Below are 26543 nucleotides of genomic sequence, written 5' to 3' on the forward strand. Positions count from 1 at the left end.
TCGCCACCCGCTACAAGGCCGGAGTCCACCTGGCCGCACTCATCCTCTGGCTCCGCGAACCCACCCAAGATCCTTTGTCAGACAGTGCCTAGGGGGCTGTCCTAGTAGACGAGCGCCTGAACGCCGTCGGCCAGCGCCTCCTGCACGAAAACCTGCGCTCCCGCGATCCGTACGCCCTCGATGACGTCCTTCTCCGTGATGTCCCGGCGGGCCGCGCACTGGGTGCACAGGGTGAGGCGGCCACCGGCCAGGATCGAGTCGAGCAGCCCGGGCAGCGGGGCCGCGTGCGGCAGCTCGAACTCGGCGGCCCGGCCCGGCAGCGCGAACCAGGCGGACTCCCCGGTCAGCCACAGGGAGACCTCGACCCCACTGGCCACGGCGACGGCCGCGACCGTGAACGCCTGAGAGCACCGCTCGGGCGCATCGGCCCCTGCCGTCACCTTGATCACAAGCTTCTTCGCCATGCCTGAATCGTAATCAACTCGACTACAACTCACGGAGTTGACCACGGGTCTCCTGTGAGCGCGATACGGAACACGCGCTTCACGCTTCTGAGGGGGTGTTGTGGAAGGTCCTGAAAGGGCCGAAGCGGTAGCAGGCCACCGCCCTGCGCAAGGAGTCGATCAAGGACCTGCCCGGCAAGTCCCGCCGGCAGCTGGAGAAGCTGATCGACAAGGAGCGCATCAAGGGCGTGGTGATGCGCAGCTACGTCGCCGGCCGGTCGGACTACAACACCACGGACGCGATCGCGTTCGACGTCAACCTGTCGCGGATGGAGAACCGCACCGCCGTGCGTGAGGCGGCGACGTCCGTCAACGGCTTCCTCGCGCCACGGACGTCTTCCGCAAGGGCCCGAAGATCGCGGGCAACAAGGACGCCCAGTGCTTCCTGACGCCCAAGGGCGAGGGCAAGGACAAGGACGAGGAGCTGGGCTTCGCGCTCTGCACCGCCTACGTGGGAGACGTGCTGGTCAGCGTCAGCGCGAACGCCCCCGGTGTGCTCGACGCGAAGTTCGTCGCCAAGTTCTTCACCGCACAACTCGACCGCATCGACGACCCGGGACAGGCCGTATGACCGAGCAACAGCAGACGCCGGCCACCGCCGAACCGCCCGTCGGGACGACCGGCGCGGCGCGCCCCGAGACATCCGACGCGACAGCCCAGGCGACATCCGACGCGACGGCCGAGGCGACATCCGACGTGACGGCCCAGGCGACATCCGACGCGACGGCCGAGGCGACATCCGACGTGACGGCCGCCGCCACGCACTCCGAGGCTGCCGCCGAGCAGGTCGCCGCCGGGCCGGACCCCACCGAGGAGCTCCCGGCCACAGAAACACCCACCACCGCGCAGGGCCCGGCCACCCCGCAGGGCCCGGCCACCCCGCAGGATCCGGCCGCCCCGGAGGGCCAAGCCACCCCGCAGGGCCCCGCTCCTAAGGACCGACGCGTCCTGCGGGCCCTTCTGCGCTGGACCGCCGTCGTCACGGTGTTCGCGGCGCTCGGTGCCGGGACGGCGTACGGGATCACGAGCATGGAGCGCACGGACGTACCCGGTCTCGCCACCGAGTCGGACGGCCGCTGGGCGTACCCGGAGATCACCAGGCCGCCGTTGCCCTCCGGCAGCCCGAGCCCGTTCGACACCAAGAACTGGGCGCAGTCCCACTACGCGGACCTGCGCGCGCTGCTGCTGCCCGCGCCCGAGGGGGCGACGGACGACAAGGCGCTGCACGGCGCCGACGGCTGGCTGCCGACGAAGGACTTCCTGACCGTGTTCGAGACGGAGGCGGACCAGGAAGGCGTCGGCCAGCTGCTGGGCTGACCCCTGTGAGGGAGTACCTCGCAGGGAGGGCCGGCCCCCGGCCGCGTAAGCTGGGGGCCGGCCCTGTTGTACCTACCCCGAAGCACGCTCATCCGAGGAGCACCCTGTGGAGATCTTCTTCGAAGCCCTGCTGGTCCTGGTCTGCGTCGGCACCCTCGCCTTCGCCGGTCTGACCGTGAAGAAGCTGTACCAGGGCCAGCGCTGACCGACCACGTCCAGGAACTGTCACTCATGATCGAGATTCCGTCCGACCTCCACAAGGACCTCGTCCCCCTCGCTTTCCTGCTGGGCAGCTGGGCGGGCGCGGGCGTGCACGACTTCCCCGGTTCGGAGAAGTGCAACTTCGGGCAGGAGGTCACCTTCGGCCACGACGGCCGCGACTTCCTGGAGTACCACTCCCACACCTGGGTCCTGGACGGCGAGGGCAACAAGATCCGGCCGCTCGAGTCGGAGTCCGGCTTCTGGCGCGTCGACGCCGACCGCAAGGTCGAGGTGACCATGGTCCGCGACGACGGCGTGGTCGAGATCTGGTACGGCGAGCTCGCCGACAAGAAGCCGCAGATCGACATCGTCACCGACGCGGTGGCCCGCACGGCCGCCTCCGGCCCCTACACCGGCGGCAAGCGGCTGTACGGCTACGTCCACAGCGACCTCATGTGGGTCGGCGAGAAGCAGACCCCCGAGGTCGAGCTGCGCCCCTACATGTCGGCGCACCTGAAGAAGGTCGTCACCCCGGAGGACGTCGAGCGCTGGGCGAAGGCACTCCCCGACGACATGCCGGACGATGGGATCGCCTTCTTCAAGTGATACCTGCCCTCGGTCACCTGTTCGAGTGAAGGGTATGGCTCGGCAGGAGGCCGGGCTTCGTCGAACCCATCGACGACCCGAGCCGCAAACCTGGGACGCCGGCCCCGGGTAGCTGACGTGGTTCTAGACTCTTCTGTGTGGTGAGCACTGAAAGCACTGACTGGAAGAGCGACCTGCGGCAGCGCGGTTACCGGCTGACGCCGCAGCGACAGCTTGTCCTCGAAGCCGTGGACACCCTGGAGCACGCGACCCCCGACGACATCCTCGTGGAAGTGAGGAAGACGGCGTCGGGGGTCAACATTTCCACCGTGTACCGGACCCTGGAGCTCCTGGAGGAGCTGGAGCTGGTCAGCCACGCGCACCTGGGGCACGGGGCGCCGACGTACCACCTGGCGGACCGGCACCACCACATCCACCTCGTCTGCCGGGACTGCGGCAACGTCATCGAGGCGGATGTACAGGTGGCCGCGGAGTTCCGGGACAAGCTGCGCGAGACCTTCGGCTTCGACACGGACATGAAGCACTTCGCGATCTTCGGGCGGTGCAAGGACTGCACGCTCAAGGGTTCAATTACCAAGTCGTAGGCTGGGGTCCATGAAGAGCCCTCTGCTGTCCCTGCCCGGCGCCGTCCCCGCCGAGGGCGTGGACGAAGGCGTCGCCGGCCACTACGGCGACCTGTTCCGCGAGCAGCGCGCCCTCGCCGACGGCACCGGTTTCGTCGATCTCTCGCACCGCGGAGTCGTCACCGTCTCCGGCGAGGACCGGCTGAGCTGGCTGCACCTTCTCCTCACCCAGCACCTCACCGACCTCCGCGTCGGCGAGGCCACCGAAGCGCTGATCCTCTCCGCGAACGGCCACATCGAGCACGCGCTCTACCTGGTGGACGACGGCCTGACGGTCTGGCTGCACGTCGAACCCGGCACCCAGGAGGCGCTGATCGCGTACCTGGAGTCGATGAAGTTCTTCTACCGGGTCGAGGTCGCCGACCGCACGGCCGACCTCGCGGTCGTGCATCTCCCCGCGGGTTCCATCGCACCTGTCCCGCCGGGTGCCGTCGTCCGGGAGACCGCGTACGGCCGTGATCTCTTCGTTCCCCGCGCCGATCTGGAGGCCTACGCCGGGCAGGCGGGTCCGCCGGTCGGCATCCTCGCCCACGAGGCACTCCGCGTCGAGCACCACCGCCCGCGGCTCGGCTTCGAGACCGATCACCGCACCATCCCGCACGAGCTCGGCTGGATCGGCACCGCCGTGCATCTCCAGAAGGGCTGCTACCGCGGCCAGGAGACGGTGGCCCGGGTGCAGAACCTCGGCAAGCCGCCCCGCCGCCTCGTCTTCCTGCACCTCGACGGCAGCGAGGTCCACCTGCCGGTCGCCGGGACCGAACTCCGCGTCGCCGACGACGCCCCCGACGGCCGCAAGATCGGCTTCATCACCACGTCCGTACGCCATCACGAGCTCGGCCCGGTGGCCCTGGCCCTGGTCAAGCGGAACGTGCCGGTGGACGCGCCGCTGCTGGCCGGGACGACGGCGGCCGCCCAGGAAGTGGTCGTGGAGCCATAGGTCCCGGCAGGACCTCGGGTCCCGGCAGGACTCCGGGTCCCGGCAGGACCCTAGATGTCGATCAGCACGGTGAACGGGCCGTCGTTCGTCAGTGACACGCGCATCTGCGCGCCGAACCGGCCCGTCGCCACCGTCGCGCCCAGCTCCCGCAGCCGGGCGACGACCTGGTCGACGAGCGGCTCGGCGACATCGCCGGGGGCGGCCGCGTTCCAGGTGGGGCGGCGTCCCTTGCGCGCGTCCCCGTACAGCGTGAACTGGCTGATCACCAGCAGCGGGGCGTCGATGTCGCTGCACGACCTCTCGTCGTGCAGCATGCGGACCGACCAGAGTTTGCGGGCGAGCTGAGCCGCCTTCTCCTCGGTGTCCTCGTGGGTGACCCCGACCAGGACGCACAGTCCCTCGCCGTTGATCTCCCCGACCGTCTCGCCGTCCACGACGACGCTCGCGCCGTCCACCCTCTGCACCACCGCTCGCATGCGGACCATGATGCCGGGTGCTTCGCGTGGACCCGCGAGGGGCCCATTTTTGATCCTTAAGCCCCTATCTGGGGCCGTTCGGGGGGACTCGGTAACTCTTCGACCGATCGGGGTGGCACGATGCTTCCCACACGCCGGTCGAGGGGACGGTAGAAGGACATGAGCACACCGAGTACCGGGCGGCCTGCGACACATCGGCCGCCGACACAGCGCAGCGACAGCCCCGTGCTGCCAGCACGACCATCCGAGCACGACCTGACCCGGCTGAGCCTGCCCGAACTGCGCACCCTGCGCCGGGACGCCCAGCGCGACGAAGCCGACCTCAGCTATGTACGACGGCTGCTCCAGGGCCGTATCGACATCCTGCGCGCGGAGCTGGCCCGCCGCTCTCCGGCGGGTGCGGCCTCCGTGGTGGAGCGGTTGTCGGAGATCCTCACCGACGCCCCGGCCCGGCACCGTTCCTCGGCCCGCCACGTCACCCTGTGCACCCCGCAGAGCGAGGAGTACCGGCGTCTGGCCACCGACATGCTCGCCGACGTCGAACTGTCCGACCTGGACGCGCGCACCGATCCCGAGCTCCAGGAGGGGATGGTCTGCCTGGTCCGCTACGAGCAGCAGGTGTCGAGCCGGCGCCAGAGCCTTCAGCGGACGGCCGACGAGTCGGGTGCGGAGATCACGCGGCGGTACCGGGAGGGAGAGGCGCAGGTGGAGGACCTGCTGGTGTGACTCCGGCGAGGTCCCACCGGGCCCTGGGCCGGGGTCGGGTCCGGGGCCGGGGCCGGGGCCGGGTCGACGGAGGCGGGGCGGCGGAGGCGGGAAAAATCTCCGCACCAGCCGCCCGCCCCTGCCTACGGTGATCCCATGACCCGCCGAGCCATGCAGCAGCCCCTCGACGTCCGCCCGATCACCGACGCTGAGCTTCCCGACTGGACCAGTGCCGTGAACACGGGCTTTCTGCGCCCGCCCACCAGCCCCGACCGGATGCTCGCCGACCGCCGTATCGCGTTCGCGGACTCCCGTGTCTCCGGCGCCTTCGACGCGGGCCGGTGCGTGGCGACGTTCCGCTCGTTCGACCAGGAGCTCACTGCGGTCGGCGGCGTCCCCGTTCCCGCCGACGGCATCTCCAACGTCACCGTCGCGCCCACGCACCGCCGCCGCGGAATCCTCACCCGGCTGATGGCCGACGACCTGACGGCGGCGAAGGACCGCGGGGACGTCGTGGCCACCCTGATAGCCGCCGAGTACCGGATCTACGGCCGGTACGGCTTCGGTCCGGCGACCACGATGACCGAGTGGTCGATCGACGTACCGCGCGCCGGCCTCGACCCGAACTGGTCGGGCCCGCAGGACGGCGGCCGGATCGACTTCGCCGACGGCGAGGAGATCCGCCGGATCGGTCCCGAGCTGCATGAGCGGCTGCGTCGCGCCCAGCCGGGCGCGATCGACCGGGACGAGCACTGGTGGGCGGCGCGCACCGGGCAGCTGTGGCTGTACGGCAGTGCGTGGGTCGAGCCGTTCTTCGTGGTCTACCGCTCGGCGGACGGTGTGGTGGAGGGCATGGCCTCCTACCGGGCGGACGACGAGTGGAGCGACGCCAAGCAGCCGCTGAACACGGCGACGGTGAACTGGTTGAGCGCGGTGACCCCGGCCGCGGAACGCGCTCTGTGGCACTACCTCTGTTCCATCGACTGGATCACCCGGGTGAAGACGGGCTGGCGCTCACCGGACGACCTGCTCCCGCTCCATCTGCCGGATCCGCGCGCGGCGACCATCACCACGCAGGCGGACTGGCTGTGGGTGCGGATCCTGGACGTCGTACGGGCTCTGGAGGCGCGGACGTACGACGCGTCGGGCGCGTTGGTCCTCGAGGTCGTCGACCGGGCGGGCCTGGCCGGGGGCCGCTTCCTGCTGGACGCGACCCCCGACGGCGCCTCCTGTACGCCGACCACCCGCAGTGCCGACCTCACCCTGGACGTGGCCGAGCTGGCGACGCTGTGGCTGGGCGACGAGTCCGTGGGGCGGCTGGCGGCGCTGGGCCGGCTCCGGGAAGAACGAGCGGGCGCCGCCCGGGGGGCCGACGCCCTGCTGCGCACGTCCGGGCGGCCTTGGTGCCCGGACATGTTCTGACGGCTCCTCTCTGCGTGGCTGTGTGGCTGCATAGCTGTGTGGCTGCGCGGCTCGTGTCTCTGTGTGTCTGCGTGCCGGTGTGTCTTTGACTGCGATATCCGTAGCTGTTCAGTTGTGGCTGTGCGATCGATCTGAAGTTGTGGCTGTACGGGCGATGTTCAGTTGTGGCTGTACGTCGATGCCGACTGCTCGGGCTCCCGGCTCCCCTCCGGAAGGGAGCCCGACCGGCCAACCGTCTGAAAGTTTGACCATGTTGTTGAAGTTGGCTGCCAACTTCACTGTAACTATGTCCGCTTGGAAGCGTCCTATAACCATCTCTCTTTGAACTGCCCAAAGATGGCGGGAAGTTGTAGTGTGCGGACGTGGAGCCGGAACATGCCTCCGTCAATGGGCGGAGGAGGGCGGTGCGGCCGCAGCGGTCACATCGCGAGGTGGCCGACGAGCTGCGCACCCGGATCAGGACCGGAGTGCTGCGGCCGGGTCAGCGCATGCCGACGCAGGCCAAGCTGGCGGACGAGTTCGGTGTCGAGCGGGGTGCCGTACGGCAGGCGCTGCGCATTCTTCAGTCCGAGCAGCTCCTCACCAACGTCTCCAAGGGAAGCCCGGCGACGGTCGCCGCGCGGCCGGGTGCGGTCGGCCTCCCGGTGGGCCCCGCGGCGACACCGCAGCCCGCGATGGTGGCGCTTCCGCCGCGGATCACCGAGGCCTTCGCGGCCGACCACGTCGAGGTCGACGCCCTGTGTCTGACGGCGGTCTCGCTTACGGCCGCGATCGGCGAGCCCCTGCGGCAGATCCACGCGGGGCGACTGAAACCGGCCAAGATCGACGTCCGTGTCCTGTTGCCGTCCCGGAACATCGAGCTCGCCTTTCCGGCGGCGGTGGACATCGCGGAGACCGGGCGGCTCCAGCGCCGCTGGCTGGCCCACCGCAACGCCCAGGGCCAGGTGCTGCGGCACAACCTGCTCACCCTGCGCTCCACGCACGGCATCGACGTGCACGTCACCTTCCGCGCACTGCCCTTCACCCCGCCCGTCAAGCTGTATCTCCTCAACGGGACGGAGGCGCTGTTCGCCTACTACACGGTGAAGCGGCGCAAGCAGACGATCGACCACGAGCACCTGGAGATGTACGACGCCGAGGGCACGCGGTCGGTGCTGTTCGCCTTCGAACAGGGCGCCGGACCGCGTGACACGACGTTCGTGGAACAGTCCCACCTGTGGTTCGACGCACTGTGGAAGACGATCAGCTCGGAGCTGGTGCTCACGAGCTGACGGCGGGCCCGGTGGCGAGGAGGGCGAGGATCACGGCGCCGGCGGAGCTGATGACCGGGCTCTTGGCCTTGATGCCGACGCTGAGCAGGAGCAGGCCGAGGGCGCCGGCGGTGCCGTACTTCCACTGGATGGTCTGCTCGACACCGACGACGAAGGCGGCGCAGAGGAGGACGAGGACGGGCATGGTGGTTCCCCCCTTCGGAAACTGGAGTGGGTGGCAAAACTTCCACCAACTCACTCAAGTTGGTTGCCAACTATGACTATGTTGTCCCCACTTGGTGGCAACTGCTAAACAGCTTTCAAACAACTCCCGCCAGATGGATGTAAGTTGTAGCGTTTGGTCGTGACCCAGGAGAACGTGGCAGTGAACGGCAGCAGGCTCTCACCCCGTGAGATCGCCGATGTCCTGCGCGAGCGCATCCGCGTCGGGGATCTCAGGGCCGGTGACCGGTTGCCCACCCAGGCCGAGCTCGCCGACGAGTTCGGCGTGGAGCGTGGCGCCGTCCGCCAGGCCCTGCGGGCACTCCAGGACGACGGGCTGCTCACCAACGTGAGCAAGGGCAGCCCCCCGCGGATCGCGGAGCCGCCGGCGCCGGGCCGCGGCGAGCCCCAGCCCACGATGGTGGGCCTGGCCCCGCGGCTGACCGCGGCCTTCGGAGTCCCGCATGTGCGTATCGACGCGGCCTGCCTCACCGCCGAGAGCCTGATCCCGGCCCTGGGGGAGCCCCTGCGGCTGATCCACGCCGGCAGCATCCGGCCCCAGAAGATCGACGTCCGCATCCTGCTGCCGTCGCGGGACATCAGCCTCGCCTTCCCGGTCCCGGTCGAGGGCCGCGGCGACGACGAGGACCCGGTCCACCATCGCTGGCTGTCGATGCGCAACGCGCAGGGCCAGGTGCTGAGTTACAACCTGCGCGCGCTGCGCTCGCACGGCGTCGATGTCACCATCACCTTCCGCGCGCTGCCGTTCACCCCGCCGGTGAAGCTGTACCTCCTCAACGGGCAGGAGGCGCTGATCGCGTACTACATGGTCGCCCGCACGGAGGAGACCACCGACAGCGGGACCCTCGACATGTACGACGTGCGGGGCACCGAGTCCCTCCTCTTCTCCTTCGAGAAGGCCGCCGGTCAGCGCGACGCCGCGTTCGTGGAGGAATCCCAGAAGTGGTTCGACGCCCTCTGGGAAACCATCACGACGGACCTGACACTCTCCTAGTGACCTCTGAGACGACGCAGACCGAACAGGTGGCAGCCGACACCGGGAACGACGACACGGAGAACGGGACCGAGGATCCGCGGGAGTTGATCACCCGCGCGAGGGTCGTCCTCTGGGACTTCGACGGGCCGATCTGCCGGCTCTTCGCCGGACACTCGGCGGAAGGGGTGGCCGACGGTCTCGTGGAGTGGCTCGAAGGGCGGGGTCTGCACGGCCTGCTGACGGAGTCCGAGCGGGAGTCGCCGGACCCGCACGTGGTGCTGCGCGCGGTGGACCGCCGGCACCCGGGCAGCGACCTGGTCACGGAGCTGGAGGAACGCCTCACCCAGGAGGAACTGAAGGCCACGGCCACGGCGATGCCCACGGCATGGGCCGACCCCCTGATCCGCACGCTGGTCGCACTGAAGCTGCGGCTGGCCATCACCACGAACAACTCCCCGCGGGTGGCCACCGCTTACCTGGAGAGCCGTGGGCTCACCGCCTGCTTCGCGCCGCACATCTACGGCCGCACCCAGGAACTGAGCCACCTCAAGCCCCACCCGCACTGTCTGAACCGTGCCCTGCGCGCCATGGGGTCGGCGCCCGCCACCGCCCTGATGATCGGCGACACCCCCTCCGACTTCCTGGCCGCCAGCGAGGCCGGCGTGCCCTTCCTGGGCTACGCGCGTAACGAGCGCAAGGAGAAGCTGCTCAGGGGCGCCGGCGCCACGACAGTGGTGAACTCTCTGGAGACGGTGCTGACGGCCGTCAGACAAGTCTGAGACGACCTGGCGGTCCTTCCTGCCGTCTCAGCGGGACCCGGCCGCGGAGTTCGGGGTTTCCCGGGGCGCCGTGCGGCGGGGTGCAGGCGGAGCGGCTTCGCCTGCGGCGAGCGCCCCCGAACGCATCGTCCTGCGCATGATCCTCCCGGCCGAGGACCTGCCCGTGCCCTGTCCGCGGGCCAGGGAGGAGATCGAGGCGCTTGACGTTTTCGGTCTGGGCGCCAGGCTCACCAGTCAGATCAGGGACGCCGACCCCGACTCGCCGGGCTCGGTCTTCGCCGACAGCCGGCAGTGGTGGTTCGACTCGGTCCGGGAACATCTCGCCGAACAGCGAGTCCGCCGCACGGCCGGTTCGTCGGTCAGCCGGTTCGCCGAAGAGTCGAGGTGCTTGCGCTAGCATGCGCCGCACCGCGCGAGCAACCGCTCCCGTTCGTACGTATGAGACGGCGAACACGCCGACACGGCGAACACGCCGACACGGCGGACTAGCCGGTCTCGAACGGCCTGACGTAGCCGAATGACAGACCACCCATTGTGCTCACTCGTCCACGCACCGGCCGTGCGGACGCTCTACCGTCTGCTTACCGTGTGCCCGACCCATCTCAGCGCGACTACCGGAGTGGCCAGTGCGCGACCCCCTAGTTCCCCAGTGCCGTCCCGGGGAGCGAGCCACTGCCGACCAGCACGACGCCGTCTGCCGGGCCTTCGCCAGGACCGCGCAGAAGACGGGGGAGGAGTCCAGCGGCCATCACAACCGCAACTACGTGCTCCCCCTGACCGAGCCCGTGGCGCGCCTGCTGGGCCGGGAGGCAGGCACCTCGGTGACCGTGCGGATCCCGCGCCGCGACGCGCTGCGGGTCGTGATCAGGACCTGGCAGGACGAGGCCCTCGTCCTCAAGGCCATGCAGGGCGTGCTGCCGCACGCGCCCGAATGCCTGGTGCCGGGAACGGACTTCGCGATCCACAGCTTCGTGGAGGGCGTGCCGCTCTCCAGGGTCTGCGGAAACGGTAAACCTGTCGACTCCCTGCTGATCGGGGAGCTGGCCAAGCTGCTGGCACTGATGACCCGGGTGCGGCCGTCGGCGCTGCCCCCGCTGCCGGGCTCCTGGCCCGCCGAGCGCACCGACAGCCAGGGCTTCCTGAGGACGCTGGCGCATCTCGCCGACCAGCAGATCCGCCAGGAGAACTGGGAGGAGTTCGGGGGGCTGTTCAACACCCTCGGCATCCCCGACGACGCGCTGACCCGGCTGGCCGAGCGGGTACCCGCCATGGCGCGGCGGCCGTACAGCCTGCTGCACGCGGATCTGCACCGGGACAACCTGATCGTGTCCTGCGACGGCGATCCGCCCCTCGTCTGCGTCGACTGGGAACTCGCCACCTACGGCGACCCGCTGCACGACCTGGCCACACACCTGGTGCGCATGCAGTATCCGGCCCACCAGTGGGCCGAGGTGGTCGACGCCTGGGCGCAGGCCATGCTGGCATTCCGGCCCGCCGCCACCAACGGCCTGGTCAGGGACCTGGCCCACTACCTCTCCTTCGAGCGGGCACAGTCCGTCTACCCGGACGTGATGCGCGCCGCGCGGTCGCTGGAGGAGTCGTTCACCCAGAAGAGCCTGGACGAGGCGACGGCGGAGGTGCGCAGGGCCCTGGTGGCGGCGCTCGGGCCGCTGAGACTGCGTGACGTGCCGGAGCCGGCGGAGATCGAGAAGGCGCTCTATCGCTGGCTGGCCTCGCGCAACAGGGGCGACATCAGCGGGCGGGACCGGATCGGACCCGCCATCTCCTGGACGGCGGACCGGCGGCTTCCCCCGCACCCGAAATTCCCGGCGAGCGCGGTCAGGGAGGCGCTGCTGGCCGAGGGCGCGGCCCCCGCGGGGAACGTCTTCAAGGGGACCGCGCACCTCAACACGGTGGTCCGGGTGAGCGGCCACACCGAACCCGTGGTCGTACGCCGGCTGCTCTCCAACGTCCAGCGCAGGGAGCCCAGCATCCTCAGCGAGCACGCCGTGCTCCGGGCGATCGAGAAGTCGGGCGTGAAGGTGGAGGCCCCGCGCATCCTGGCCCTGGGCGAGAGCTGTACGAAGGACCCCTTCGCCATCCACACCTACGTCGGCCCGCGCCGTGGCGGACTCCCCGAGCACCCGGTGAACGGTCTGCGCCCGCGCGAGGCGGACGCGCTCGTCGACCAGCTGTGCGCGCTGACGAAGGTCGACCACAGCCTGGTCGACCCGGTCCCCGGCAGCGACGGCTTCTACGTGTGGCTGCGGGACCAGCTCGTGAAGCTGGTGCGGACGCTGCCGAAGGAGTCGACGCAGCTGGCCCGGATGCTCGGGCTGCCCCACCACGAGCGGCTGGGGGAGATCCTGTCCCGCCACACGCTGACCCACCGGGCGCCTGCCCTCCTGCACGGCGACCTGAACCCGTGGAACCTGGTGCGCGGCGGCCGGTACCTGCTGACCGTCATCGACTGGGAGATGGCCATGGTCGGCGATCCGCTCTACGACCTGGTCCGGCACATGCACCTGACACCGACCCGGCCGGAGATCAGGGACCGCATGTTCCGCCGGTGGGAGCGGATCATGCCCCCGGAGTACAGCAGGAACTGGCGCCTGGACTGGCCGGTGTACCGCTGGATCGAGATCATCCGGTCGGCCTACGTCGATCTGGACCGGCTGGTGACCAGGACGGGCCTGGACGCCCCCAACGTCCGCCGGGCCGTGGACTCCTACGCCGAGACGCTGGCCGCGGCCACCGCCTCCCTCGGCCTCCCGGCCTCACGCACCACCAATCCCTATCTCGAACTGGCCCTCACCCGGGGTGGGGTCTGACCCGGGGTCGGGGTTGAGCCGGGGTGGGGCTGAGTCGGGGTCGGGGTTGAGCCGGGGTGGGGCTGAGTCGGGGTCGGGGTTGAGCCGGGGTGGGGCTGAGTCGGGGTCGGGGTTGACCCGGGGTCGGGGTTGAGCCGGGGTCGGGGTTGAGCCGGGGGAGGGGCTGACCTCCCCGTCGGTTCACATCCCGAGCACCACCTTCCCGACCAGTTCCCGTCCCTCGATCGCCGCGTGTGCCGCGGCGGCCTCCGTCAGCGGGAACTGAGCGCCGATCACCGGCCGCAGCCGCCCCGCGGCCGCCTCCGCCAGAACCTGCGAGGACAGGCGGTGCACCTCGGCCTCGCCGAACTGCACGTCCCCGATCCCGAACAGGGTGACGCCCCGGCGTTCCGCCTCCGCCGCGTCCACCGCCGCGAAGCCGCCCGTGGACGCCCCGTGCGCGGAGAAACGCCCACCGTCGGCGGTCAACGGGAAGGCCGCGAGGCCGAGTTCACCGCCGACGCCGTCCAGTACGACATCGGCGGCCGGCTCGGCGGCGGCCGCGTCGGCGGTCTCGGTGACGGTCCCGTCGGCGCGGGTGGGCGCCGGCCGCCCCAGGGCCTCCCGCGCCCGCTCCACCCAGTCCCGCTCCGACACGTCCACCACCGCGTCCGCCCCCAGCCCCCGCACCAGTGCCGCCTTCCGCGCTCCCCGTGCCGCGGCCACCACCCGGGCGCCCCGGGCGCGGGCCAGCTGGATCAGCAGGGTGCCCATGCCGCCAGAGGCACCGAGGATCAGAACGCGGTCACCGGCGGCCACGGCGGTGTGCTCCAGCAGACCGGCGGCCGTCACCCCGTCGTGGACGAGTGCCGCGGCCGTGCGCAGGTCCACGCCATCCGGGACGGGGGTCGGCGCGGTGGCCGGGACCGTCACGCGCTCGGCGTAGCTGCCGTCCACGAAGGAGGTCACCCGGCGGCCCACCCACCCGGCGTCCACGCCCGCGCCGACCGCGCTGACCGTCCCGGCGACACCGCCACCGGGAACGTAGGGCGGCTCGACGGAGAACCAGGCGCGGGCCCGGCCGGCGCGGATCTGGGTCTCCACGAAGATCGTGTCGGCGTGGGCGACCTCGATCAGGAGCTCGCCGGGGCCCGGGACCGGGTCCGGCAGCTCCACCGTGGCCAGGACCTCCGGTCCGCCGAACGCCTTCACCTGTGCTGCTCGCATGACATACCTCCACTGCGGTGCCGTTGGATGCGCGTGCATGGAGTCTTCGACCTCAACCCCGGTTGAGGTCAAGCGGCGTCGGGTGACGACCGGCCCCGTAGGCTCGGTCCATGAGCGAGACCGGGCTGCGTGAGCGCAAGAGGCAGCGGATGTACGAGGCCGTGTCGGACATCGCCGTCCGGCTCTTCATCGAGCGCGGTTTCGACGCGGTGTCCGTGGCCGAGGTCGCCGCGGCGGCCGAGATCTCCAAGCCGACCCTCTTCCGGTACTTCCCGGCCAAGGAGGATCTGGTCCTGCACCGGATCGCCGACCATGAGCGGGAAGCGGCCCGGGTCGTCACGGCGGCGCGGGCCGAGGGGGTCGCGCCGCTGCCCGCGCTGCGCCGGCACTTCCTCGCCGGACTGGCCGCCGCCGACCCCGTCACCGGCCTGAACGACCACCCGCACGTGCGCGCCTTCTACGCCCTGCTCTATGGCACACCCGCTCTGGTCGCCCGCCTCCACGGCTACCTGGAACGCTCGGAGGGCGCCCTCGCCGACGCCTTGGTGAACGAGCTGCCCGACGCCCTCGACGCCCGGCTGGCCGCCGGCCAGATCATCGCCGTCCGGCGGATCCTCGCCGAGGAGAACTGGCGGCGGATCGCGGCGGGGGAACGGGTGGAGGACGTACGGGGGGACGCGGAGGCGGCGGTGGAGCGGGCGTTCGCGGTACTGGGGGCGGGTCTGCCGCAGCTCGGCCGGCCGGCACTCGACTGATACTGGGTAAAATATGTGACTCGGTTACGTTATTCGTTACCCTCGTCGTATGACGACAACCGAGCCGGTCCGCGAGGGCGACCCGAAGGGCCCGCCGGATCTCGGCACCGCGTTGCACGACGAACGCGCCCACCACGACGTCTGCCGCGCCGCCCTCGCCGCGATGGTCGAGGGCGCGGACCTCCAGGTCGTCACCGGCGAGGACGTCTCCGCCTCCGGCGCCGACGCCGAGGTTCTCGGGTTCCGGCTGCGCAGCCACGCCAAAGCCCTGCACGAACTGCCCGAGGGCCCCCTGTTCTTCGGCCGGCTGGACTTCGCGCACGGGACGGGCGGCGAGCACGAGGGCCTCGCCCATCACATCGGCCGGCTCCGCGTCAGCGAGCACCCGGCCGCCCCGCCCCTCGTCGTCGACTGGCGTGCCCCCGTCTCCCGCGCCTTCTACCAGGCGAGCGCCCGCGACCCCCAGGGCGTGGCCGTACGGCGCCGGTTCGGCTGGGCCCCCGGCAGCCGGGGCGACTCCGCCGACCTCACGGGCCTGGAGGACGAGCACCTCGACACGGGCGAACACGCCGACGGCGTGCAACGAGCCGGGCTTCATGGGCCAGAGGGGACAGGCGGGGCAGGCAGGTCAGGCGGGCCTGGCAGGTCAGGCGGGCCAAACGGATCAGGCGGATCAGGCGGGCCAGAGGGGTCGGACGGTCTCGGCGGGCCAGGTGGGCCAGGTGGGCCAAGCGGATCGGGCAGGCCAGAGGGGCCAGGCGGGCCAGAGGGGCCAGGTGGGCCAGGTGGGCCAAGCGGATCGGGCAGGCCAGAGGGGTCAGACGGGCTCGGCGGGCCAGAGGGGTCAGACGGGCTCGGCAGGGCAGGTGGGGCAGACAGGCTCGGCGGGCCAGAGGCATCAAGCAGGGCAGGGTGGCCGGGCGGGATCGTCGCCCGTGAGATCGAACGGCCCCGCGTCGGACCGATGCGGGACATCGCCGCGACCATCCAGCCCGAGCAGGACGAACTCGTCCGCGGGGAGCTCGCCGAGTCCGTGTGCGTACAGGGCGCTCCCGGCACCGGCAAGACCGCCGTGGGCCTGCACCGGGCCGCCTACCTCCTCTACACCCACCCGCGGCGCATCCAGCGCGGCGGACTGCTGATCCTCGGCCCCAACCGCACCTTCCTCTCCTACATCGCCGAGGTGCTCCCCTCCCTCGGCGAGACCGGCGTACGGCAGTCGACCCTGCACGACGAGATCGCCCGCGGGCCGGCGACGGGGGCGGACCCCGACCGGACCGCCGCCGTCAAGCACGACGCCCGGATGGCCGAGGTGCTGCGCCGGGCGGTGTACGGACGGGTGACGGCCGACCGCGCCGAGGACCTCTCCGTCCCCGACGGCTCCTACCGCTGGCGGATCGCGGGCGAGCGGCTCACGGACATCGTCACCGGGGTGCTCGCCGAGGAGCCGCCGTACGAGATCGGGCGCGAGCGGGTGCGCAGCCGGATCGTGCGCCGGATCCAGGAGCAGGCGGAACGCCGGAGCGGCCCGCGCCCGGCCTCCTGGACGCGCCGCATCGAACGGGCCCGGCCGGTGAGCGCGTGCGTGGAGGCACTGTGGCCGAAGGCGCGCCCGGAGGAGCTCCTGGCCCGACTCCTCATGGACGCGAAGGAGTTGGCACGGGCCGCGGACGGCTTCCTGGACCCCGAGGAACAGCGGGCCCTGCACTGGCCGCGGCCGCCCCGCTCACCGAGGTCGGCGCGCTGGTCGTCCGCCGACCTCGTCCTCCTCGACGAGATGGCCGGCCTCCTCGACCATCCCCAGGGGTACGGCCATGTCGTCGTCGACGAGGCCCAGGACCTCTCACCGATGGAGTGCCGGGCGGTCGCCCGCCGGGTCCGCTTCGGCTCGCTCACGGTCCTCGGCGACCTGGCGCAGGGCACCACCCCCTGGGCGGCGGACTCCTGGCGGGCGCAGCTGACCCACCTGGGCAAGCCGGACGCGACGATCGTCCCGCTGACCACGGGCTTCCGCGTCCCGGCCGCCGTCCTCACCCTCGCGGGCCGCCTGCTCGACCTCCTCGACGCCGATGTGCCGCGCGCCGACTCCCTGCGCCGGGACGGCGAACTGCGCGTCCGGCGAGCCGACGGCGACCTGCGCTCCGCGGTCGTCGCCGCCGTACGCGACGCGCTCCCCCGGGAGGGCTCGATCGGCGTCATCGCCGCGGACCCCCAGATCGACGGCGTCCGCGAGGCCCTGACCGGGGCCGGCATCCCGACCTCCGGACCGGACGACCCGGCCGCCCGGGTGACGGTGGTCCCGGCGACCCTCGTCAAGGGCCTCGAGTACGACCACGTCGTCGCCGTCGAACCGGCGGTCATCGCGCAGTCGGAGCAACGCGGCCTGAACCGGCTCTACGTGGTGCTGACCCGCGCGGTCTCGCGCCTGGAGGTGGTGCACGAACGGGAGTTGCCCTGGGAGGTGTGAGGAAGTAGGCAGGTCGGTGGCGCGGCGGGGGGAGGGCGAACGGCCGCCCGGTGACCTCAGGTCCAGTCCTCCAGGGCCTCCCGCGTCGCCCGGTACCCCCGGTCGATCAGGTCCGGGACGCCGGCGGCCGACCAGGAGGAGTGGCCGGCCGTGTCGATGGTGACGGCCAGGTCGGCGTGGCGGCCGTTCGCCGGGTGGTCGGGGCGGGACTCGAACCAGCGGCGCCAGCGGGTGTTGCCGCGACCGAAGCCCACGGCGATGACCCGCTCGGCGCCGAGCCGGTGCGCGGCCCACACCGGGGACGGCGACAGCACGGCGCCGTCGACGCAGAGCGCGCCGCCCACCTCCAGCCGGACCGGCGGGAACAGCCCGGGTACGGCGCTGCTGGCGCGTACGGCCGCCGTCAGCGAGCCGGAGTCGACCAGCCGGGGTGTCGTGGACCGCAACTCGGTGACCACCGCGCCGAACCGGGTCGGCAGGTCCTCGATCAGCAGATCGCCGAGCATCTCCTCGATGTTGCGGGCCATGGGGGTGGTGTCCAGGAGCCCGAGGCGCGGGGCGATCGCGGCGGACCCGAAGTCCGCCCACTGCGCGCGCAGCAGCCGCCCGGTGATCCGCTCGCTGCCGGTCCCGGCCGCCCAGGCGCCGCCGATCAGCGCCCCCGCGCTGGACCCGGTCACCACGGACACCTCGATCCCGGCCTCCTCGACGGCTCGCAGGACACCGGCGTGCGCGGCGCCGAGGGCCGCCCCGCTGGACAGGACCAGACCGACGGCGGGTGACTTCGGCGAGGGCACGTGCGCGCTCCCCTTTCGGGTGGGGATGTTGTCCGGGTGGGAGTGCTCAGGTGACGTGCTCAGGTGGGGCGTTCGGGTGACGTGTTCGGGTGGGGCGCTCAGTGTGGAGTGGCGCGACACACTATTGCAAGCAGGTGCTTGCAATAGTTAGCAGAGCTGGTGCACAGTGGAGCCATGGCATCGCTCAACGTCGGCAATCTCGGTGAGTACCTGCGCGAGCAGCGGCGCAACGCGCAGCTGTCGCTCCGGCAACTCGCCGAAGCCGCCGGGGTGTCCAATCCGTATCTGAGCCAGATCGAGCGCGGGCTGCGCAAGCCGAGCGCGGAGGTGCTCCAGCAGGTCGCCAAGGCGCTGCGGATCTCCGCCGAGACGCTGTACGTGCGGGCCGGCATCCTCGACGCGGAACGGGACGGGGAGGAGTACCGGGACGGCGCGACCCGCGCGGTCGTCCTCGCCGACCCCTCGCTGACCGGGCAGCAGAAGCAGGTGCTGCTGCAGATCTACGAGTCCTTCCGCAAGGAGAACGGATTCGCGGACGGCGACGGTACGGCGGGCCCACGGAAGAACGAGAGCGACGCCGACCCGCAGCAGACGGCCGGTTGACCGGACCAGGGGACCGGCCGCACCGCTGCGGACCTGCACGACCCTCAGCCGAATACGACGTAAGTGAATCCGGGAGGATCTTCACCATGGCCATCACCGACGACCTGCGCAAGACCTTCAGCGACCCGACTCCGTTCTACTTCGCCGCGGGCACCGCCGATCTGGCCCTCCAGCAGGCGAAGAAGGTGCCGGGTCTGGTGGAGCAGCTGCGCACCGAGGCCCCGGCTCGTTTCGAGGCCGTCCGCAACACCGACCCCAAGGCCGTGCAGGAGAAGGCCGGCGCCCGCGCCAAGGAGGCGACCGCCAAGGCCAAGGAGGCGCAGGAGACCCTCCAGACCAAGGTCACCGACTTCATCAGCGGCCTCGACGGGGACATCAAGAAGATCGGCAGCACCCTCGACGCCGACCTGAAGAAGTTCGGCGAGTCCGCCCAGGACTTCGCGCTGCGCGGGGTCGGCGTCGCCGCCGAGTACGCCGTCAAGGCCCGTGAGACGTACGAGAAGGTCGCCGAGCACGGCGAGCAGGCCGTGAAGACCTGGCGCGGCGAGGCCGCCGAGGAGATCGAGGAGCTCGCCATCGCGGTCGAGCCCAAGTCGGAGCCCAAGCCCGCGCCCGTGGTCCAGCCGGTCGTGGTCAAGGACGTGCCGAAGCCCGCCGCCGCCAAGAAGGCTCCGGTCCGCAAGCCCGTCGCGAAGAAGACCACGCCGCCGGCCAAGTGAGACCCACGGCCGGTACGGACACGGCGGACAGGGACATACGGTCACGGGCCGGGCACTCAAGTGGTGCCCGGCCCGTTGTACGGGTAGCGGGAGTGCGGTTGCGGGTACGGTGACCGCGTAAGGACGAGCGAGTCGAATCGCGTCGAGTCGGGTGGTGGACGTTGTGCTGATCGAAGGCTTCGCCGGGCTGGTGTGGCTGCTCTACCTCGCCATGCTGGTCCTCGCCGTGGTGGCGCTGGTGATGGCCGCTCTGTTCCGTGATGACGCCTACCGGGCGGCAGCCAAGCAGAACAAGGGCTTCTGGCTGATCATCCTCGGCGTCACGGTGGCGGTGAACCTCCTGGTGCCGATGCTCTTCCTCCAGCTCGCGGGACTCGTCGCCACGATCGTCTTCTTCGTGGACGTACGGCCCGCCCTCAGGCAGGTCGGCGGTGGCGGCGGCTGGGGCCGCAGGCGCGGCGGCAGCAGCAGCGACGGCCCGTACGGCCCGTACAACGGCGGCCGCTGACCACAAGAACCTCCCGTGCCCCGTGGCCCCTCCCAGGGGCCCGGGGCGTCGCGCACACCCGGCTCCGCCGCACGACCCCGACCAGCCAACCCTGGACGCCCCGGCAGGCAGGGGGCGCTGTCTTGCGGCCGGCGCCTGGTCCTGCGCCGCGGCCTTGTCTTTCTGGCGTGCGTCCGGCACCTGGCCCGGCGCTACGGCCTTGTCCCTCTGCCGCTCTCGCGGTCGGCGTCCGGCACCGGCTCGGCTGCCCAGCCCCTGCGCCCCGCGGGTTTCCGGGACCGGGCGGCTGACGTCGGGCTACGCGACCGGAACCGGGACACGGTCCAGCAGGACCACTGCCACGTCGTCCGTCAGCTCGCCGCCGTTCAGCTGGCGCACCTCGTTGACCGCGGCCCGCAGCAGCGCCTCGCCGCTCAGCCCCTCGGAGAGCTGGCGGCGGATCATCTCGACCATGCCGTCCTGGCCCAGCCGTTCCCGGCCCTCGCCGATCCGCCCCTCGATGAGGCCGTCGGTGTACAGCATCAGGCTCCACTCGGCGCCCAGCTCGACCTGCATCCGCGGCCAGCGGGCACCCGGCAGCAGGCCGAGGGCGGGGCCGTTGTTGTCGTACGGCAGCAGACGCGCGGGCCGGTCCGGGCGGGCGATCAGCGGCGCGGGGTGGCCGGCCAGGCACAGGCCCGCCCGGCGGCCGTCGGGCGCGATGTCCACCGTGCACAGCGTCGCGAAGATCTCGTCGTCGTCGCGTTCGTGCTCCAGCACCTGCTGAAGCGTGTTCAGCAGTTCGTCCCCGCACAGGCCCGCCAGGGTCAGCGCCCGCCAGGCGATGCGCAGCTCCACGCCGAGCGCCGCCTCGTCCGGGCCGTGCCCGCAGACGTCGCCGATCATGGCGTGCACGGTGCCGTCGGGCGTGCGGACGGTGTCGTAGAAGTCGCCGCCGAGCAGCGCGCGTGAGCGGCCGGGGCGGTAGCGGGCGGCGAACCGCAGCGGGGAGCCCTCGAGGAGGGGCGTGGGCAGCAGGCCGCGCTCCAGGCGGGCGTTCTCCTGCGCGCGCAGCTTGCCCTCGGCGAGCCGCCGCTCGGCTGTGTCGGAACGTTTCCTCTCCACCGCGTAGCGGATCGCGCGGCTCAGCAGCCGGCCGTCCAGCTCGTCCTTGTAGAGGTAGTCCTGGGCGCCCACGCGTACCGCTTCGGCGCCGCGCTCGGCGTCGCCGGACGCGGTGAGCGCGAGCACGGCGTGCCGGGGCGCGAGCCGCAGCACGTGCCGCAGGACGGCGAGCTCGTCGTCGGACTCGCCCGCCCTGCCGGGCGCCGGCAGCGCCAGGTCCAGCAGGATGCAGTGGACGTCATGGGTGAGCAGCCGCTCGGCCTCGGTGAGGTTGCGGGCGGTGCGTACCCGGATCGGCCTGCCGTCCGCGTCGAGCAGGTTGTGGACGATCGGCGCGGCCGTGGGGTCGTCCTCGATCAGCAGCAGGGTGAGGGCGGTGTGCGCGGTGCTCACGCCGGTGGCGCTCACGCTCGTGGTGCTCACGCTCGTGGTGCTCACGCCTTGGTGGACGCCGTCGGCGGGCGTGGCGTTGAGCGCGGTGTGGTGCGCGCCGTGGTCGTGCGCGGCGTTGTTCCGGTTCTCGGCCGTGGTCGCCTCGTTGCGAAGGGTTTCTTCCTTGGAGGGGCCGCCGACTGCGGGCGCGGCCTGCGCCTGACCACTTTCCACGGCCGGGATCGCTCTCTGCCGCGGTACGGGTACGGGCATCGTCTTGGGTTCCTTCCCTCCCCCCGAGGGCATGGCGGGGACGAGGGACCTCGACCCACCGACGGGGACCATAGCGGCAGAAGGCGCCGCAACGGAATGGTGTGCGGCAGGCCGCTTGATCTCTGGCCACTGTCATATGCCGCGTTCTGTACCGCATTTGGGCGGGGCGGGTGTGGTGCGGAGATGACGAACGTCACGTCCGCGTGGAGTTTGGCGACGGGACCGAGGTGGCCTGAGTCACGTGCCTGGGCACGCCCTGAGGAGCAGCCCGGCCGCCCGGCCGCCGGGCCTCACGCGTCCGGCCGGACCACCCCGAGTATCGGCATCGTGCCCGCCCCCGCGAGCGTGACCGTGCGGCCCGGGCGCGGGGCGTGGATGATCGCGCCGTCGCCCACGTACAACGCGACGTGGCTGGCGTCGTCGAAGTAGATGATCAGGTCGCCGGGGCGCATGTCCTCGACGGCGATGTGCGGCAGTTGCTTCCACTGCTCCTGCGAGGTGCGCGGTATCGCCTGTCCGGCGCTCCTCCAGGCCTCGGAGGTCAGTCCGGAGCAGTCGAAACTGTTCGGGCCCTCCGCGCCCCACACGTACGGCTTGCCGATCTGGGCGGTGGCGAACTGCACGGCCTTCTTGCCCTGGACGGAAGCCGCGCTGTTGATCTCGTCGAGGATGCCGGTGTCCAGCCAGGCGGTCTGCGCCTCCAGCGCGACCTGCGCCTCCAGTTGTTCGAGGCGCTCCTTCTCCTTCTTCTCGAGCTGGGACTCGAGCTTCTCGGCCGCCGAGATCTGCTTCTCGATCTTCTTCTGGGCCGCGGCCTTCGTCTTGCGGCCCGCCTCCAGCTTCTGCCACTGGGTGGAGGCGTCCTTGGAGTACTGCTCCAAGTCCTGCTGGGTCCGGGTGAGTTCGCCGATCAGGCCCTTGGTCGCGCGCTGGCCCTGGAGCACCCGGCCCGCGCCGTCGAGGAACTCCGACGGGTCGTCGGTCAGCATCAACTGCGCCTCGTCCGGCAGGCCGCCGGTGCGGTACTGGGCGCGGGCCGCGGCACCCGCGCGGTCCTTGAGGTCGTCCAGCTTCTCCTGGCCCGCGACGATCTTCTTGGCCAGCTCGACGATCTCCGCGGACTGCTTCTTCGCCGCTTCCTCGGCCGCGTTGTAGGCGTCGGTGGCGACCGCGGCGTCGTGGTAGAGCGCTTCGAGCTTGGTGCGGACGGCCTCGAGGTCCTTGTTGGACGCGGTGGAGGGGAGCGGCGGGGTCGTGGAGCTCGCCGACGGCGTGGGGCTCGGGCTGGCGAACGCGGTGCCGGGTGCGCCCAGCACGGTGACCGCGCAGACCACCGTCACAGCCACGGCGAGCAGGCCGCGCTTGCCCGTTCCCATACCCCGTCCCCCAACCCCTGATTAACCGTCAGTAACATACTGTGCCCGGGGGATCGTGCCACGTCACGGCCGAAAACGACAGAGGTGACGACGGAGCGCCGGAGCCGCACGGCGACCGAAACAGTCCCTCCCCTCTTCGCCGCCCCACCATGACGATCTCCCCGTCAGTGTGACGAACGACTCACGGAGATCGTTCCCAGCGCCCAGGGAGAAGCCGTGGTTCGGAAGCCGTGCTTCACAATCCGTGCCTCAGAAGCCGTAATTGAGAAGCCGTAGCCGTGGTTCAGAGCCGTGGTTCAGAGCCGTGGTTCAGCCGTGGTTCGGAAGCCGTGGTCCGGAAGCCGTGATGCAGCCCGGCGGGAGACCTGGCTCAGCTCCGGGGCGCCAACGCCCCCCACCGCAACGTCACTTCCCCCTGCCGCCAGCGCGCCGGCCCGTCCGTCACCGGCCAGTCGGCCGTCAGCTCCCGCACCGTGCGGATCCACCGCTGGCGGGCGCCGTACGACGCGTAGGGCGCGGCGGCCGCCCAGGCGCGGTCGAAGTCGCGCAGGAAGGCGTGCACCGGTTCACCCGGGACATTGCGGTGGATCAGCGCCTTGGGCAGCCGCTCCGCCAGGTCCGAGGGCCGCTCCAGCGACCCCAGCCGGGTCGCGAAGGTGACCGTGCGCGGCCCCTCCGGTCCGAGCGCGACCCATACGTGCCGGCGTCCGATCTCGTCGCAGGTCCCCTCGACGAGCAGACCACCGCGGGACCCGGTCGCCGGATCGGCCGGCGCGAGCCGCGCGCACAGCCGCTGCCAGACCGCGGCGACCTCGTCCTCGTCGTACTGCCGCAGCACGTTGGCGGCGCGCACGAGATGAGGCCGCCGGGGCACCGGGATCTCGAACCCGCCGTGCCGGAAGTCCAGCCCCTCGCGCTCGTACGGCTTGGCGGCGGCCACCCGGGCCGGTTCGATCTCGACGCCCACGACACGCGCGCGTGGCGCGACGGAACGCAGCCGCCGCAGCAACTCGACGGCCGTCCAGGGCGCCGCGCCGTACCCGAGGTCGACGGCGAGCGGCTCGGTCGCGCGGCGCAGCTCGGCGCCGTGCGTCGCGGCGATCCAGCGGTCCATGCGGCGCAGCCGGTTGGGGTTCGTCGTCCCGCGCGTGACCGTGCCCACGGGGCGGGCGGGGGCGCGGGATGTCATGCCTACGAGGGTAATGCGACCCCGCCTTCCGCCCACCGGAGCCTCACCCCGTCCGGAGCCTCAGCTGGTTCGGCGTCTCAGCCCGCCCGGAGTCTCGCCCCCGTCCGGCTTCTCGCCCCGGCTGGCGTCTCAGCCCGTCCGGCGTTTGAGGGCAAGGCCCTTTCGGGACCGGAAGCGGGGGTGCGGGGGCGGTGGCCCCCGGGTCGGGACGGGAAGGGGCGGCGGGGGTGAGACCCGCCTCGGGGTCGCCCCGCGACGCACACTGGTCTCGAACGGTTGAGCGATACGCGGTAATGACTGGGCAAAAACCGCCTCTTTCCGAAACCAGCCCGGAATGGGAACGCCTTCCTCCGGTGTTGCACCCCCTTGGAGGGTCCCCTGCCCCTCCTTCCGGCCTGCCCGCAGCAAGGAGGAACGCCCCGTGAGCCAGTACACCAACAGGCTCGGGCGTCGCTCTACGGTGGCACCCTCGCGGCTCAGGCTCCACCGCCGCCCCCGCCGCGTCGCGATGCTCTCCGTGCACACCTCTCCGCTCCACCAGCCCGGCACCGGCGACGCGGGCGGCATGAACGTCTACATCGTCGAGCTCGCGCAGCGCCTCGCCGCGATCAACATCGAGGTCGAGATCTTCACGCGCGCGACCACCGGCGGCCTCCCGCCGACCGTCGAGCTCGCCCCCGGAGTCCTCGTCCGGCATGTAGACGCCGGCCCTTACGAGGGCCTCGCCAAGGAGGACCTCCCGGCCCAGCTGTGCGCCTTCACGCACGGTGTGATGCAGGCCTGGGCCGGTCACCGCCCCGGCTACTACGACCTCGTGCACTCGCACTACTGGCTCTCCGGCCACGTCGGCTGGCTCGCCGCCCAGCGCTGGGGCGCCCCCCTGGTGCACGCCATGCACACCATGGCCAAGGTCAAGAACGCCAACCTGGCCGACGGCGACACCCCCGAGCCCGCCGCCCGCGTCATCGGCGAGACCCAGATCGTCGCCGCCGCCGACCGCCTCATCGCCAACACGGCGGAGGAGGCCGACGAACTCGTACGGCACTATCACGCGGGTCCCGGCAAGGTGGCCGTGGTGCATCCCGGCGTCAACCTCGACCGCTTCACCCCGGCGGACGGCCGGGCCGCCGCCCGCGCCCGCCTCGACCTGCCCCAGGACGCCCTGGTCCCCCTCTTCGCGGGCCGTATCCAGCCGCTGAAGGCTCCGGACGTGCTCCTGCGCGCGGTGGCCGTGCTGCTCGACGAGCGCCCGGAACTGCGTTCCCGCATCGTCGTCCCGGTCGTCGGCGGTCCCAGCGGCAGTGGCCTCGCCAAGCCGGAGGGCCTGCAGAAGCTGGCCGCGCGGCTCGGCATCGCGGACGTCGTACGGTTCCGTCCGCCGGTCGGCCAGGATCAGCTCGCGGACTGGTTCCGGGCGGCGTCGCTGCTGGTCGTGCCCTCCTACAGCGAGTCCTTCGGACTGGTCGCCATAGAGGCGCAGGCGGCCGGTACGCCGGTGCTCGCGGCCTCCGTCGGCGGGCTCCCGGTGGCCGTGCGGGACGGTGAGACGGGCTTCCTGGTGCAGGGCCACGATCCGGCCGCCTACGCGCGCGTGCTCGCGCGTTTCGCGGACACCCCCGACCTCACCGCCCGGATGGGCGCGGCCGCCACCGCGCACGCCCAGTCCTTCGGCTGGGACACCGCGGCGGCCGCCACCGCCGACGTCTACGCGGCCGCGGTCCAGTCCCACCGCCGTCGCGTACGCTCCGAGCATGGGTGACGTGGAGAAGACGGCCGCACAGGTCATCGAGGGTTTCCTGCAGGACGCGGAGCTGGAGTGGGAGAGCCCGGCCCCCGGCAACCACGTGGTCCAGCTGCCCGGCACCCGCAAACTCAAGACGACCGTCTCCCTCATCGTCGGCCGCCACTCCCTCTCCCTGAACGCCTTCGTCGTCCGGCACCCCGACGAGAACGAGTCCGGCGTGCACCGCTGGCTCCTGGAACGCAACCTCAAGCTGTACGGCGTGAGTTACGCCGTCGACCGGCTCGGCGACGTCTACGTCACCGCCCGCCTCCCCCTCGCCTCGGTCACCGCCGACGAGATCGACCGCCTCATGGGCCAGGTCCTGGAGGCCGCCGACGGCGCCTTCAACACGCTCCTGGAGCTGGGTTTCGCGAGCGCGATCCGCAAGGAGTACGAGTGGCGGGTCTCCCGGGGCGAACCGACGCGCAACCTGGACGCGTTCGCGCATCTGACCCGACGCCCGGCCGACTGACCCCGGAAGCAGAAGCAGAAGCGGAAGCGGAAGCGGAAGCAGAAGCAGAA

At 71.5% G+C, this 26543-nt stretch carries 27 protein-coding genes; 19 read left to right on the forward strand and 8 right to left on the reverse strand.

Going from position 1 to position 26543, the window contains the following annotated elements; all coding sequences use genetic code 11:
* Window positions 1-101 precede the first annotated feature (101 nt).
* A complete protein-coding gene (locus ACFWBD_RS35410; protein WP_351766744.1) occupies window positions 102-464 on the reverse strand; it encodes a DsrE family protein in 363 nt (120 codons plus the stop codon).
* Between the two features lie 227 nt (window positions 465-691).
* Here ACFWBD_RS35410 and ACFWBD_RS35415 point away from each other — a divergent pair, with 227 nt between their 5' ends.
* The 5 genes from ACFWBD_RS35415 to ACFWBD_RS35435 all read left to right on the forward strand — a co-directional run bounded on the left by ACFWBD_RS35415 (window position 692) and on the right by ACFWBD_RS35435 (window position 4187).
* Window positions 692-892 carry a hypothetical protein gene (locus ACFWBD_RS35415; protein WP_385676234.1) on the forward strand — a complete coding sequence of 67 codons (201 nt, stop codon included), beginning with the start codon at window positions 692-694 and terminating at the stop codon, window positions 890-892.
* A 178-nt stretch (window positions 893-1070) separates the two neighbouring features.
* Window positions 1071-1820 carry a hypothetical protein gene (locus tag ACFWBD_RS35420; RefSeq protein WP_385676237.1) on the forward strand — a complete coding sequence of 250 codons (750 nt, stop codon included), beginning with the start codon at window positions 1071-1073 and terminating at the stop codon, window positions 1818-1820.
* A gap of 231 nt (window positions 1821-2051) precedes the next feature.
* Window positions 2052-2627, forward strand: a complete 576-nt coding sequence (locus tag ACFWBD_RS35425) for an FABP family protein (protein WP_385676240.1) — start codon at window positions 2052-2054, stop codon at window positions 2625-2627.
* Between the two features lie 137 nt (window positions 2628-2764).
* On the forward strand, window positions 2765-3211 hold the full coding sequence (locus ACFWBD_RS35430) for a Fur family transcriptional regulator (protein ID WP_020130354.1): 447 nt from the start codon (window positions 2765-2767) through the stop codon (window positions 3209-3211).
* Between the two features lie 10 nt (window positions 3212-3221).
* Window positions 3222-4187, forward strand: coding sequence for a YgfZ/GcvT domain-containing protein (locus ACFWBD_RS35435; protein ID WP_385676243.1), 966 nt, complete (start codon window positions 3222-3224; stop codon window positions 4185-4187).
* Between the two features lie 50 nt (window positions 4188-4237).
* Here ACFWBD_RS35435 and dtd read toward each other — a convergent pair whose 3' ends face one another.
* Entirely contained in the window at window positions 4238-4663 is a 426-nt protein-coding gene (gene dtd, locus ACFWBD_RS35440; protein WP_385676247.1) for a D-aminoacyl-tRNA deacylase, read from the reverse strand.
* Between the two features lie 159 nt (window positions 4664-4822).
* Here dtd and ACFWBD_RS35445 point away from each other — a divergent pair, with 159 nt between their 5' ends.
* From ACFWBD_RS35445 to ACFWBD_RS35455, 3 genes are all read left to right on the forward strand, one after another.
* Complete coding sequence (locus tag ACFWBD_RS35445; protein WP_385676250.1) at window positions 4823-5389, forward strand: aerial mycelium formation protein; 567 nt, start codon at window positions 4823-4825, stop codon at window positions 5387-5389.
* Between the two features lie 135 nt (window positions 5390-5524).
* Window positions 5525-6790, forward strand: coding sequence for a GNAT family N-acetyltransferase (locus ACFWBD_RS35450; protein ID WP_385676253.1), 1266 nt, complete (start codon window positions 5525-5527; stop codon window positions 6788-6790).
* Window positions 6791-7194: 404 nt separating this feature from the next.
* Window positions 7195-8061, forward strand: a complete 867-nt coding sequence (locus ACFWBD_RS35455) for a winged helix-turn-helix domain-containing protein (protein WP_385676256.1) — start codon at window positions 7195-7197, stop codon at window positions 8059-8061.
* Here the strand turns inward: ACFWBD_RS35455 and ACFWBD_RS35460 are convergent.
* Window positions 8051-8245 (reverse strand): hypothetical protein, encoded by a 195-nt coding sequence (locus ACFWBD_RS35460; RefSeq protein ID WP_020130348.1) that lies wholly within the window; start codon window positions 8243-8245, stop codon window positions 8051-8053. The two genes, ACFWBD_RS35455 and ACFWBD_RS35460, sit on opposite strands and share 11 nt — an antisense overlap.
* A 153-nt stretch (window positions 8246-8398) precedes the next feature.
* On the opposite strand from ACFWBD_RS35460, the gene ACFWBD_RS35465 reads away from it, so the two are divergent.
* The 4 genes from ACFWBD_RS35465 to ACFWBD_RS35480 all read left to right on the forward strand — a co-directional run bounded on the left by ACFWBD_RS35465 (window position 8399) and on the right by ACFWBD_RS35480 (window position 12869).
* Entirely contained in the window at window positions 8399-9277 is an 879-nt protein-coding gene (locus ACFWBD_RS35465; protein ID WP_385676258.1) for a FadR/GntR family transcriptional regulator, read from the forward strand.
* Window positions 9226-10038, forward strand: coding sequence for an HAD family hydrolase (locus tag ACFWBD_RS35470; protein WP_385676261.1), 813 nt, complete (start codon window positions 9226-9228; stop codon window positions 10036-10038). Before ACFWBD_RS35465 ends, ACFWBD_RS35470 begins: the two co-directional genes overlap by 52 nt.
* Before the next feature lie 136 nt (window positions 10039-10174).
* On the forward strand, window positions 10175-10435 hold the full coding sequence (locus ACFWBD_RS35475; protein WP_385676264.1) for a hypothetical protein: 261 nt from the start codon (window positions 10175-10177) through the stop codon (window positions 10433-10435).
* A gap of 229 nt (window positions 10436-10664) precedes the next feature.
* Window positions 10665-12869, forward strand: coding sequence for an aminoglycoside phosphotransferase family protein (locus ACFWBD_RS35480; RefSeq protein ID WP_385676267.1), 2205 nt, complete (start codon window positions 10665-10667; stop codon window positions 12867-12869).
* A 180-nt stretch (window positions 12870-13049) separates the two neighbouring features.
* On the opposite strand, the gene ACFWBD_RS35485 is transcribed toward ACFWBD_RS35480, so the two are convergent.
* A complete protein-coding gene (locus ACFWBD_RS35485) occupies window positions 13050-14075 on the reverse strand; it encodes a zinc-binding dehydrogenase (protein WP_385676270.1) in 1026 nt (341 codons plus the stop codon).
* Between the two features lie 110 nt (window positions 14076-14185).
* Here ACFWBD_RS35485 and ACFWBD_RS35490 point away from each other — a divergent pair, with 110 nt between their 5' ends.
* Both ACFWBD_RS35490 and ACFWBD_RS35495 read left to right on the forward strand, forming a co-directional pair.
* On the forward strand, window positions 14186-14830 hold the full coding sequence (locus tag ACFWBD_RS35490) for a TetR/AcrR family transcriptional regulator (RefSeq protein WP_385676273.1): 645 nt from the start codon (window positions 14186-14188) through the stop codon (window positions 14828-14830).
* A gap of 49 nt (window positions 14831-14879) precedes the next feature.
* Window positions 14880-17297, forward strand: coding sequence for a HelD family protein (locus tag ACFWBD_RS35495; protein ID WP_385676275.1), 2418 nt, complete (start codon window positions 14880-14882; stop codon window positions 17295-17297).
* 56 nt (window positions 17298-17353) lie between these two features.
* Here ACFWBD_RS35495 and ACFWBD_RS35500 read toward each other — a convergent pair whose 3' ends face one another.
* Window positions 17354-18094 carry a patatin-like phospholipase family protein gene (locus ACFWBD_RS35500; protein ID WP_385676278.1) on the reverse strand — a complete coding sequence of 247 codons (741 nt, stop codon included), beginning with the start codon at window positions 18092-18094 and terminating at the stop codon, window positions 17354-17356.
* Between the two features lie 174 nt (window positions 18095-18268).
* Here ACFWBD_RS35500 and ACFWBD_RS35505 point away from each other — a divergent pair, with 174 nt between their 5' ends.
* The 3 genes from ACFWBD_RS35505 to ACFWBD_RS35515 all read left to right on the forward strand — a co-directional run bounded on the left by ACFWBD_RS35505 (window position 18269) and on the right by ACFWBD_RS35515 (window position 19924).
* Window positions 18269-18697: a helix-turn-helix domain-containing protein gene (locus ACFWBD_RS35505; RefSeq protein WP_385676280.1), complete on the forward strand. Its 429-nt coding sequence runs from the start codon at window positions 18269-18271 to the stop codon at window positions 18695-18697.
* Window positions 18698-18783: 86 nt separating this feature from the next.
* A complete protein-coding gene (locus ACFWBD_RS35510) occupies window positions 18784-19416 on the forward strand; it encodes a hypothetical protein (protein ID WP_385676283.1) in 633 nt (210 codons plus the stop codon).
* A gap of 163 nt (window positions 19417-19579) precedes the next feature.
* Entirely contained in the window at window positions 19580-19924 is a 345-nt protein-coding gene (locus ACFWBD_RS35515; protein WP_385676344.1) for a DUF2516 family protein, read from the forward strand.
* 297 nt (window positions 19925-20221) lie between these two features.
* On the opposite strand, the gene ACFWBD_RS35520 is transcribed toward ACFWBD_RS35515, so the two are convergent.
* The 3 genes from ACFWBD_RS35520 to ACFWBD_RS35530 form a co-directional block, all read right to left on the reverse strand.
* Window positions 20222-21673: a PP2C family protein-serine/threonine phosphatase gene (locus ACFWBD_RS35520; protein WP_385676286.1), complete on the reverse strand. Its 1452-nt coding sequence runs from the start codon at window positions 21671-21673 to the stop codon at window positions 20222-20224.
* Window positions 21674-21963: 290 nt separating this feature from the next.
* Complete coding sequence (locus ACFWBD_RS35525; RefSeq protein ID WP_385676289.1) at window positions 21964-23049, reverse strand: NlpC/P60 family protein; 1086 nt, start codon at window positions 23047-23049, stop codon at window positions 21964-21966.
* Window positions 23050-23419: 370 nt separating this feature from the next.
* On the reverse strand, window positions 23420-24238 hold the full coding sequence (locus ACFWBD_RS35530; protein ID WP_385676291.1) for a class I SAM-dependent methyltransferase: 819 nt from the start codon (window positions 24236-24238) through the stop codon (window positions 23420-23422).
* A gap of 421 nt (window positions 24239-24659) precedes the next feature.
* On the opposite strand from ACFWBD_RS35530, the gene mshA reads away from it, so the two are divergent.
* Window positions 24660-25997, forward strand: coding sequence for a D-inositol-3-phosphate glycosyltransferase (gene mshA, locus ACFWBD_RS35535; RefSeq protein ID WP_385676294.1), 1338 nt, complete (start codon window positions 24660-24662; stop codon window positions 25995-25997).
* Complete coding sequence (locus ACFWBD_RS35540) at window positions 25990-26493, forward strand: YbjN domain-containing protein (protein WP_385676297.1); 504 nt, start codon at window positions 25990-25992, stop codon at window positions 26491-26493. The genes mshA and ACFWBD_RS35540 overlap by 8 nt, the downstream gene beginning before the upstream one ends.
* The last annotated feature ends 50 nt before the right edge of the window (window positions 26494-26543 follow it).

The sequence above is a fragment of the Streptomyces sp. NPDC060002 genome (assembly GCF_042737245.1).
Lineage (GTDB): Bacteria > Actinomycetota > Actinomycetes > Streptomycetales > Streptomycetaceae > Streptomyces.